This window comes from Flavobacterium aurantiibacter, assembly GCF_002251775.1.
GTDB classification, from domain to species: domain Bacteria; phylum Bacteroidota; class Bacteroidia; order Flavobacteriales; family Flavobacteriaceae; genus Flavobacterium; species Flavobacterium aurantiibacter.
The window spans coordinates 1-10,433 of record NZ_NOXX01000134.1 but is presented as its reverse complement, the minus strand read 5'-3'; the positions used below and the strand labels follow the sequence as shown (position 1 = coordinate 10,433).

At 40.9% G+C, this 10,433-nt stretch carries 11 protein-coding genes; 8 read left to right on the top strand and 3 right to left on the bottom strand.

Annotated elements, in window-relative coordinates; translation table 11 throughout:
• The first annotated feature begins 292 nt into the window (after positions 1-292).
• Both CHX27_RS02570 and CHX27_RS02565 read left to right on the top strand, forming a co-directional pair.
• A complete protein-coding gene (locus CHX27_RS02570; RefSeq protein ID WP_133063397.1) occupies positions 293-739 on the top strand; it encodes a hypothetical protein in 447 nt (148 codons plus the stop codon).
• 64 nt (positions 740-803) lie between these two features.
• The gene (locus tag CHX27_RS02565; protein ID WP_094485201.1) at positions 804-1,730 is read left to right on the top strand and encodes a hypothetical protein; all 927 of its coding nucleotides are present in this window, start codon (positions 804-806) and stop codon (positions 1,728-1,730) included.
• Positions 1,731-1,792: 62 nt separating this feature from the next.
• Here CHX27_RS02565 and CHX27_RS02560 read toward each other — a convergent pair whose 3' ends face one another.
• From CHX27_RS02560 to CHX27_RS02550, 3 genes are all read right to left on the bottom strand, one after another.
• Complete coding sequence (locus tag CHX27_RS02560; RefSeq protein WP_094485200.1) at positions 1,793-2,071, bottom strand: Txe/YoeB family addiction module toxin; 279 nt, start codon at positions 2,069-2,071, stop codon at positions 1,793-1,795.
• A gap of 5 nt (positions 2,072-2,076) precedes the next feature.
• A complete protein-coding gene (locus CHX27_RS02555; protein ID WP_094485199.1) occupies positions 2,077-2,355 on the bottom strand; it encodes a type II toxin-antitoxin system Phd/YefM family antitoxin in 279 nt (92 codons plus the stop codon).
• A gap of 131 nt (positions 2,356-2,486) precedes the next feature.
• Positions 2,487-2,834 carry a toxin-antitoxin system YwqK family antitoxin gene (locus CHX27_RS02550; RefSeq protein WP_094485198.1) on the bottom strand — a complete coding sequence of 116 codons (348 nt, stop codon included), beginning with the start codon at positions 2,832-2,834 and terminating at the stop codon, positions 2,487-2,489.
• Between the two features lie 311 nt (positions 2,835-3,145).
• Between CHX27_RS02550 and CHX27_RS02545 the strand changes: the two genes are divergently transcribed.
• From CHX27_RS02545 to CHX27_RS02520, 6 genes are all read left to right on the top strand, one after another.
• Positions 3,146-4,003, top strand: coding sequence for an MBL fold metallo-hydrolase (locus CHX27_RS02545; RefSeq protein ID WP_094485197.1), 858 nt, complete (start codon positions 3,146-3,148; stop codon positions 4,001-4,003).
• A gap of 83 nt (positions 4,004-4,086) precedes the next feature.
• Positions 4,087-5,691: a S8 family peptidase gene (locus CHX27_RS02540; protein WP_094485196.1), complete on the top strand. Its 1,605-nt coding sequence runs from the start codon at positions 4,087-4,089 to the stop codon at positions 5,689-5,691.
• A gap of 63 nt (positions 5,692-5,754) precedes the next feature.
• Positions 5,755-7,605: a M1 family metallopeptidase gene (locus CHX27_RS02535; protein ID WP_094485195.1), complete on the top strand. Its 1,851-nt coding sequence runs from the start codon at positions 5,755-5,757 to the stop codon at positions 7,603-7,605.
• A gap of 7 nt (positions 7,606-7,612) precedes the next feature.
• Positions 7,613-8,008: a hypothetical protein gene (locus tag CHX27_RS02530; RefSeq protein WP_133063396.1), complete on the top strand. Its 396-nt coding sequence runs from the start codon at positions 7,613-7,615 to the stop codon at positions 8,006-8,008.
• 116 nt (positions 8,009-8,124) lie between these two features.
• Entirely contained in the window at positions 8,125-9,384 is a 1,260-nt protein-coding gene (locus CHX27_RS02525; protein WP_094485193.1) for a putative DNA modification/repair radical SAM protein, read from the top strand.
• Positions 9,381-10,136 carry a TIGR03915 family putative DNA repair protein gene (locus CHX27_RS02520; RefSeq protein WP_094485192.1) on the top strand — a complete coding sequence of 252 codons (756 nt, stop codon included), beginning with the start codon at positions 9,381-9,383 and terminating at the stop codon, positions 10,134-10,136. The genes CHX27_RS02525 and CHX27_RS02520 overlap by 4 nt, the downstream gene beginning before the upstream one ends.
• The last annotated feature ends 297 nt before the right edge of the window (positions 10,137-10,433 follow it).

The following is a 10,433-nucleotide window of genomic DNA, read 5'->3' as shown; positions in this document are numbered from 1 at the left end:
TTTTTTTTTTACTTTGGTAACGGTTAACCAACTATTTTTTTAACTTTTTAAATCATAAACAATGAAGAATAAAATTTCATTCTTGAAGTATGCAAGTTGTTTTTACTAGCTGCTACTCTTTGCTGTTAGCTGTTCAAACAGTTCCGAATCAGACACCACCGCTAGCAACAAACCAAAAGCCGATGTTCTCGTCTCTAACTTTTATGGCAAACCTTTTAACTACGGTGCAACCGTCAAAACAAAACAAGAAACTGTTCCAGGCGCATCAAACAGAAGTGTGGAAGTGCAAAACTTGGAAATTACCGAAGTCTTTGTGGATGGTGACGAGCGTGCTAGAGGCTACTTAATCGCTGATAAAGAGACAAACAACTTGCTATACTTCTTTGACGTTGATCGAGTAGATTACAAATTGACCACTATAAAAATCGACGCAGCGCAAACTATGATTTTTAATAATATCAACGAAGTAGATAAGTATTTAAGCACTAATGAGTTTGACTTCATTTCGATCAAAGACAATCCAGATTTCGAACCGCCAACTGCTAATCAACCTATTACATTTAGAGAACGATATAGCTATGGCGCTTGCTTTCGACTACAAGACGGAAGTTATGGAAGAGGAGTGTATAGAGCGACATATTTCCTTGGTATCAGATTATCAAGTTGGACCCAAGTTCTTGACGAAGAAAGTGGCGGTCCTGTAATAGTTGGATGCAATGAAGAATATAATCCAAATTAATTTGTAAATCTTAAACTAAAAACCGATTGGCTTGTTTTAAGGTCAATCGGTTATCTATATTTATATGTTAAAAGTCTATATTCAGATCGCATTTATAATAATAACATTTAAAACCGCCGCACAAACCTTCTTAACTCTAGATAACGACACTCATGAGCTCATCGAAGAGGTAAACTACGCACTACTGTATAAAGGCGATACTGTTGCAAGAGCAATTACAAAAGTTAATGAATTCAATCGTATCAATGAATCCACACGTTTCGATTCCTTGTATTTATATAAGTTTGATTATGAAGATTTAATCATTCCAAAATCAAAAATTGATACATTAATTTACCTCAATAAAAAGATTTTGTTTTTGGATGAAGTGGTAATAAGCAACAAACGCGATAATACTATACAACTTGGCGAACTAAACAGATTTGTTAAAAGGCGGAGTACCAGAATTACAGACTCGATTCATGGCGGAATTTTATTTACGAACCCGTACAACAAGACCCTTAATGTACGTAAAGTTGATTTTTTTATAGACAAAGCTGTTTATGAAACCAATGTGGTTGTAAAATTTTTTACCATCGGTAAAACGAAGCTAAGCGACAAGCTGCAAATTAATAACGAAATATACACTTCAGACGTTGTTACAATTAGCCCAAAACAAAAAGGTAAAATTGAAGTTCCATTGACGCAAGTATATGAGTTGAAACCCATGGAGCAGATTTTTGTTTCAATAAAACTGCTGAATTATAATAAAGAGGGACAATCGAATTTTATGCCCGAATTAAAAGAACAAACAAAACTAAAATATCAAATTTCCGAAAGAACCGACTTTTATAATAGATATTTTAGGCAAAAAAGTAAAACGAGCTCGGAAGAATTTATAAATGTAAACGCATTTTTTAATTACGATTACGCGTATCAATTTAAACGCAAACCACACAAGAGCATTTTAGTAGCACCTGCTATTGTGCTATACGGTGTTTTGGCTGATTAGGAAGTATGATCCAGCTGCTGTCCTTCACGCAAGGAAATAGAACCATGCAAAATAACAACTACTTACAAATCATCATAGTGAAATCGACATTGAACTACGATACACTTTTGATCGGCTCCGCGTTCACCTACAACCTTATAAACCAATCTATGTTCATTGGTAATACGCCTTGACCAATACCCTTTATAGTTGTACTTTAACGGCTCCGGTTTGCCAATTCCTTGAAAGGGAGTTTGCTTAATAGAATTTAAAATCTCTTTAATCCTTATTAAAACTGCACGATCATTTTCGATCCAATGTTCAAAATCTCGCCAACCATTTGGAGTAAAAGCAATATCCATCGAAATTATGCTGGATCTTCGTTGCTAAAATAACGCTGGATGTCTATGGTTTTAAATTCACCGCTTTCCGCCTGAGAAATCGATTCCGCAAGCCGATTTCGATTCGCTTTCGTCGAAAGTAAATGCTGCGTCTCTATTATGGAATTATATTCCTTGATCGACATAATAACAACTGCATCGTTTTCATCGTTCCTGGGAACAATAATAATATCTGAAGAATCAGATACCTCATCAAAATAGCCTTTTATATTTTTACGTAAATTTGAAATAGTTACAGCTCTCATAAAACTAATACGCTTTGTACATTAAAACGTACTTTCAAAGGTACAAATTATAAAGAAGTATTTCGATAACAATTCCAAACAAAAAAGCACCCTCTTTCGAAAGTGCTTTTTCAATAATTGGATTAGTTAGTTTAATTTCTCACTACTACAGCATCTTGCTTCCAGCTTTTCACTTTGGCAACACGCGAAGCCGAATAATCTACTTCACTGAGGCTGTTTTGATTCCAAAAGAACCATTTTCCGGTTTTTTCGCCTTCGTTATAGGTTCCCATGGCTACTTTATTGCCCGCAGCATCGTACGATACCCACTGACCGTGAACTTTTCCGTTTTTGTAATAGCCTTGTTGTGCAATCTGACCGTTATCGTGGTAATACGTTGATTTAACCAAATTGTCAACTACCTCATGCTTTGGCGCAATTCCTTGCGAAAAACCAACAGCGAACATCAATAGCGCGCTCCAAACAAACATCGTTTTCATATGAGTTGAACTTTAAATTAATAACTCAAAGATAACAATTAATTTACATACACAACACATTGGCTTAACAATTTGGTAACATTGCAATAAATTTAACATTGGAAACGGTTTGAAAGCGGTTTGAAACGCTTCTTCAAAGACGGCTGCCGCGCCAACGACAGAGCGGTTACCCCACAGCTGCAAAAGCCGGCACCTCTTTTACATGACGCACAATCGGTGGCTTTTGTAGCGAGGAGTATGAGCGATGGCGTGCCCGGGCGCCCAAAAAATAAACTCGCAAATACCTACCTTTAGCGCATAAAAAACGATTCATGAAACTACATGCCATTGAAGCAGGAAATTTTAAACTCGACGGCGGCGCTATGTTTGGTGTGGTTCCGAAAGTATTGTGGCATAAAACCAATCCTGCCGACAACAACAACCAAATTGACTTGGCCGCCCGCTGCTTACTGATTGAAAACGGCAACCGCCTTACTTTAATAGACACGGGCATGGGCAACAAACAATCGGAGAAATTCTTTGGATTTTACAACATGTGGGGCGATCACGAATTGCATCAATCGCTTAAAAACGCCGGATTTCACGCAAATGATATTACCGACGTGTTTTTATCGCACTTGCATTTCGACCATTGCGGCGGCGCTGTTTCGCACAATGCCAACAAAACCGGCTACGAAACCACATTTAAAAACGCAAAATACTGGACCAACAAGCGCCATTGGGAATGGGCAACCAAACCCAACGCTCGTGAAAAAGCTTCGTTTTTAAATGAAAATATTTTACCTATTGCCGAAGCGGGTCAGCTTTACTTTATCGATGAACCTACCGAAACGCTCGCCTTTTCAGAAGAACTCGGCTTTGAAATTTTTTACGCCAACGGACATACCGATCAAATGATGATACCCGTTATTACGTACCAAGGCAAAAAAATTGCATTTATGGCCGATTTGCTCCCGACAGCCGGACACATTCCGTTGCCGTATGTGATGGGATACGACACGCGACCGCTGTTAACCATGCCGGAAAAACAGGCCTTTTACGATTTTGCCGTTCGCGAAAACTGGTATTTGTTTATGGAACACGACGCACACAATCCGATTATAAACCTGCAAGACACCGAAAAAGGCGTGCGCTTGAAAGACGTTTTTGCGCTAAGCGACGTTTTGTAAAATGGCGTTTATAAAATTACGTTAATAGCAACCGCTAATTCGTAAACTCTGCTACATTTGTTACACAATATTAATTTAGACTCATGCAAAAAATAAAATTAAGCGGATTTGTATTATTCGCATCTCTGAGCCTCTTGTGCGCAACGCAGGCGAATGCACAAAGTTACTCCGCTAAAAAAGCGCAGTTAACTGAAAACGAACTCAAGCGCTGGAGTCACCTTGACATGGAAAAAGACAGCGTTCCGGGTATGAGCGTAGACCGTGCTTACGCAGAATTGTTAAAAGGCAAGAAATCGAATCCGGTGATCGTTGGAATTATTGATTCGGGAGTAGATATTGAACACCCCGATTTACAGTCGGTTGTATGGACCAATAAAAAAGAAATTGCTGGAAACGGCATCGACGATGACAAAAACGGTTACGTAGACGACATTCACGGCTGGAATTTCTTAGGAAATATAACCAAAGAAAACTACGAGTACGCGCGTATTGCCAACGACAAAAATTTAGTTGACGATGCGACTTACCAAAAGGCTAAAAAGGAATTCGATGGTAAATTCCAGGAGTCGCTTGCGATGAAAACGCAAATGGAAAAAGCACTTGAAGGAACTACCAAAGCCGACGCTTTACTCCAAAAAGAGTTGAAAAAGGAAACATACACCGTAGAAGATATAGAAACCATTACCTCGACCGACAAAGATGTGGTACGTGCGAAAATGGTAATGACGCAAATGTTGGGTTACGGTTTGCCTGTAGCCGAGTTGCTTAAAGAAATTAAAAAGCAACTCGACGAAGCTTCGACAATTGCATCAGGTGCAGGTTTTGTGGACTACAGAAAAACTTTGGGCGACAACCCGAACGATTTAAAAGACACCAAGTATGGCGACAATAACGTTATTGGTCCGGACAAAGAAGAAGCCTTACACGGAACACACGTAGCGGGTATTGTAGCGCAATCGCGCAACAACGGTATCGGTGGCGATGGTATTGCCGATAACGTGCAAATTTTAACTTGTAGAGCCGTACCGGATGGCGATGAGTACGATAAAGACATTGCTTTGGCTATTCGCTATGCCGTTGACAACGGAGCAAAAGTGATTAATGCTTCATTCGGAAAAAGCTTTTCGCCTCACAAACAATGGGTGTACGATGCCATTAAATACGCCGAAAAGAAAGACGTACTGATTGTGCATGCAGCGGGTAACGATGCAAAAGACATTGATGTGGAAGACAATTTCCCGAACGATTCTGACGATAAGAAAACAGAATTTGCAGCGAATGTACTTACCATTGGCGCTTTGAATCCGGCGTACGGCGAGAACATTGTTGCCGATTTCTCGAACTACGGTCAATTAAACGTAGATATTTTTGCTCCGGGCGTTCAGATTTACGCGACAACTCCAAAAGAATCGTACCAATTTTTGCAAGGTACTTCTATGGCTTCGCCAAACGTTGCCGGTGTTGCGGCTTTAATTCGTTCGTACTATCCAAAATTATCGGCTAAGCAAGTAAAGCAAATTATTATGGCTTCGGGAACTCAAGTCGACCAGAAGGTTTTGGCTGGAGAAGATGGAAGTCCGAAAGAATACAAAACACTTTCGGTAAGCGGAAAGTTTGTAAACGCGTATAAAGCTTTACAAATGGCCGAACAAGTTTCGAAAGGAAAGATAAAGGAAATAAAAGGTTAATATTATTTCGAAAAGAGCTGCTGAAAAGCGGCTCTTTTTACAAACAGCTTATTCTAATTAGCGATGATGAAGTACTTTTCGCTCTTACTGCTATCGTGCGGTTTCACTTTTGCTCAAGCTACACATCCCTGGCAGCAACACGTGGATTACAAAATAAACGTCGACTTCGATGTAAAAAGCTTTCAATATACGGGTGAGCAAACCGTAGTTTACAAAAATAACTCGCCCGACGATTTAAACACCGTTTTTATTCATTTATATCCCAACGCGTTTCAACCGGGGAGCGAAATGGACATTCGTTTACAAAACAATCCCGATCCAGACCGGCGTATGGCTACCGGCATTAAAGAAGGCGACAAAGAACGTTTTGAAAGCCGGATCGCTAAGCTACAACCAAATGAAATTGGTTTGCTAGAGTTAGCCGATGTAAGATGCAACGGACAAAAAATTACCGTACTTCAAAAAGGAACCTTAGCACAATTACTTTTTTCAAAACCGATAAAAGCAGGAGAAAAAGTTACGTTTAAATGGAATTTTAAAGGGCAACTGCCTGTGCAAATTCGTCGCTCCGGACGCAACAACAAAGAAGGAATTGCCATTTCGATGAGTCAGTGGTATCCAAAAATTGCCGCTTACGATACCGAAGGCTGGCATGCTAACGCCTATATTGCTCGCGAATTTTACGGCGAATGGGGCAATTTCGATGTGAAGATTGCCATCGATAAAAACTACACCATTGGCGGAACGGGCATTTTACAAAATCCGACTGAAATTGGTCACGGTTACAGTACAAAATTCAAGCAAAACGTTCGTCCCGACGGCAAACTGGTGTGGCATTTCAAAGCCGAAAAAGTACATGATTTCACTTGGGCTGCCGACGATAAGTACATTCACGACCAAGCACAACTCGACAACGGAACGGTTTTGCACTTTTTCTACAAAGACAATCCAAAAATTTTAGAAAATTGGAAAGGCTTGCAGCCCGATGCCGTTCGCGTGATGAATTTCTACAACCAACTTATAGGAACGTATCCGTACAAGCAATACAGCATCATTCAAGGTGGCGATGGCGGTATGGAATACCAAATGTGTACACTAATTTTGGGAGAAGGCAAATACGACGGTTTGTTGGGAGTTACCGCCCACGAAATGGGACACGCTTGGTTTCAAGGCTTGTTGGCCAGTAACGAAAGTAAATACGCTTGGATGGATGAAGGATTTACCTCATACATCGAAGATTTAGCTCTAGCCGAACTGAAGAAAAACACCGCTGTGAATCCGTTTACAGCTGCTTATACCGCTGTCGCGAAATTGCAAACTTCGGGTAAAGAGCAGGCCTTGACAACACATGCCGATCGGTTTGAAGAAAATCGTTCTTACAGCGTAGCTTCCTACTTTAAAGGGCAGCTTTTCTTGACGCAATTGCAGTATTTACTTGGTAAAGATCAATTGATAAAAGGCTTGAAGACGTTTTTTGACGAATTTAAATTCAAACATCCAACGCCTAACGATTTGGTGCGAATCTTGGAAAAACAAAACAATGTGCAACTCGATTGGTTTGTTACCGACTGGACGCAAACCACCAATAAAATTGACTACGCCGTAACGGCAACTTCCGACGAAAACGGACGCGCCGAAATACTTGTGACGCGAAAAGGCTTAATGCCTATGCCGCAACAGGTACTCGTGGAGTTAAAAAATGGCACCTCTGAATATTATTGTATTCCGCTTCGGGAAATGCACGGCAATCCGAAGTTTAAAGGAAGTGTGCAAGCCGATTGGCCGTGGGCACAACCACAATACCGAATTAAAACAAACGTTTTGTTTGCAGATTTAAAACGCGTACTGCTAGATCCCGATGGATTTGTTGCCGATACTGACCGCGCAAATGATATCTTTGTAAACGAAAAATAACCGAATTGTGAGAAAATTTTGTTTGTTGCTGCTGCTTTGCTTACCCACCCTACTTCAGGCTCAGGTGTACCGATTTAAAGCAACAAGTTTTAGTATAACCGAACGCTTAGATAACGATTCGTGGAGCGATTGGACACCTTTTGAAGAATCGACCGTGGTGATTACGCTCGACGGAAAGAAAGAACGCATCATTATTGGCTCGAAAGAAATTCAGGTCTTCGAAATCATGGAATACGCCGAAAAAATTGAAACCGACGACGACATCATCATCGGATTTCGATGCGCAAATTTAGACGGTGCACGAGTGGAAGTTGACATAGTTACCCGCAAAAAGCAAAACAATCGCAAACAAATCTATGTGAACTACAGCGATGTGCGGTATGTGTATAATGTGTACGATTAGCGGTTTCAGATCCACATTGCTATATTTTATCTCAAAATTCAACACCAAAACAACTTTTAACAATTGTTCCCAAAGCGCTTAAATGCCGTTTTGTAATTTGTTCCAAAACAAATTGTATGTGGGATCGGATTAGAGAAAAACTAAGCATTTTAGCCGATGCAGCGAAATACGACGTTTCGTGCTCTTCCAGCGGAGGCAACCGAAAAAATACCAACAAAGGCTTGGGCGATTCCAGCGCTTCAGGTATTTGCCACACCTACACCGAAGACGGTCGCTGCGTATCGTTACTCAAAATTCTACTAACCAACCATTGTATTTACGATTGTGCCTTTTGCGTTTCGCGAAAATCAAACGATGTTAAACGAGCCGCTTTCACCGTTGATGAAGTCGTAGATCTAACCATGAGCTTTTACCGACGAAACTACATCGAAGGTTTGTTTCTAAGCTCGGGTATCTTCAAAAACGCCGATTATACCATGGAACGTTTGGTACGAATCGCCAAAAAACTCCGCCTCGAACACAAATTCAACGGCTACATTCACCTAAAAACCATCCCCGGCGCCAGCGAAGAACTACTTACCGAAGCCGGTTTATACGCCGATCGGATGAGCATTAACCTTGAAATGCCCACCGAAAACGGACTCAAATTATTGGCGCCTGAAAAATCGCACGACGAAGTAAAAAAACCACTCGGATTCATCAAAAACAGCATCATTGCGTTTAAAGACGAAAAGAAACTGATCAAATCGACACCCAAATTTGTGCCCGCCGGACAAAGCACACAAATGGTGATTGGCGCTACGCCCGAAACCGACATGGAAATCATGTATTCGGCCGATCAATACTACCGCTCGTTCGATTTAAAACGCGTGTACTACTCCGGTTACATTCCGATTAGTTACGACAGCCGAATGCCACAAATTGGCTCCCAACCACCCTTATTGCGCGAAAACCGACTCTACCAAACCGATTGGCTGATGCGTTTCTACGGATTTAACGTCCGCGAAATACTCAATGAGAAAAATCCGCATCTCGATGTAGATATCGATCCGAAATTGAGCTGGGCTTTACGCAATCCCGACTTATTTCCTGTGGATATAAATACCGCCGATTATTACATGATTTTGCGCGTGCCCGGAATTGGCGTTGGCTCGGCACAGAAAATTGTGCAAGCGCGGAAGTTCGGACGTTTGCGTTCCGACCAACTTCGCAAAATGGGTATTGCCTACAATAGAGCCAAACATTTTATTCGCTGTGCCGATAGTGTAATCCAGTTGACAAATCCAGAACCACACCAAGTAAAGGCGCAAATTTTGCAAGACTCGAACAGCAAATACTTGAAAACACCGCAAAATCAATTGAGCTTATTCTCATGACGATACTTGTTTTCGATAGCAGTTTTGAAGGAATTTTAAGCGCGGTATTCGACAAGTACGAACGCAAATTCAAAGACGTTAAACTCGAATCCGAGTCAAAGCACCAACCGCAATTGCTGGCCGACATACACCACGTGCAAACCACCGATGAAAAAGCGAGTCGCGTTTGGAATGCGCTACAAAAAAAACTCTCCGTTACGTGGCAACAACGCTTGTACTGCTGTTTTTTGTCGGAACTCGAAGAAGCCTTTCAAAACATTTTGGAATTCATTTGCTACTGTTTCGACAGTGCCGAGAACATCGAAAATAATTACGGGCATCCGGCATTGATGGCATTGACAAAAATCGACAAAAGTGTGAGTCGCGAGCGCCACCGCATGAAGGCGTTTATTCGCTTTGAAGAAACGGCCGACGGCTTATTTTATGCCGGTGTAGAACCCGATTTTAATGTCATTCCACTGGTAATTTATTTCTTCAAAAACCGCTACGCCGACCAGAAATGGATCATCTACGACTTAAAAAGAAACTACGGATTTTACTACGATTTGAATCAGGTTACCGAAGTAGTTTTTGAGCACGCGCCGAAGATGAAAGACAAGGAACTCTTACACGAAAAAGAAAATTTGTATGCCTTGCTTTGGAACGACTACTTTAAAAGCACCAACATCCCAGCACGTAAAAACATGAAATTACACTTGCAACACGTACCGCGCCGCTATTGGAAATACCTAACGGAAAAGCGTATGAATTAAAAAATTGAAAAATGTAATCTCAGCTATTGTAATAGAAAAATAAAATCTTGAACTTTTTTCTCTCTTGGAAATCATTTTCGCTGCCTGAGCCTGTCGAAGGCACAAGGCGACACGTAGCACTCTGGCTTCGACAAGCTCAGCCGGCGTTAACGTTACCTCTAATTAAACATAACAACGGATTTAAGAAATTACTTATTCGTTGCCTGAGCTTGTCGAAGGCACAACACGACTCGTAAAGCGTTATTTAAAATAAACCCGTTGGGTGAAATTATTGGAAGTAAAATAAATTGAACAAAT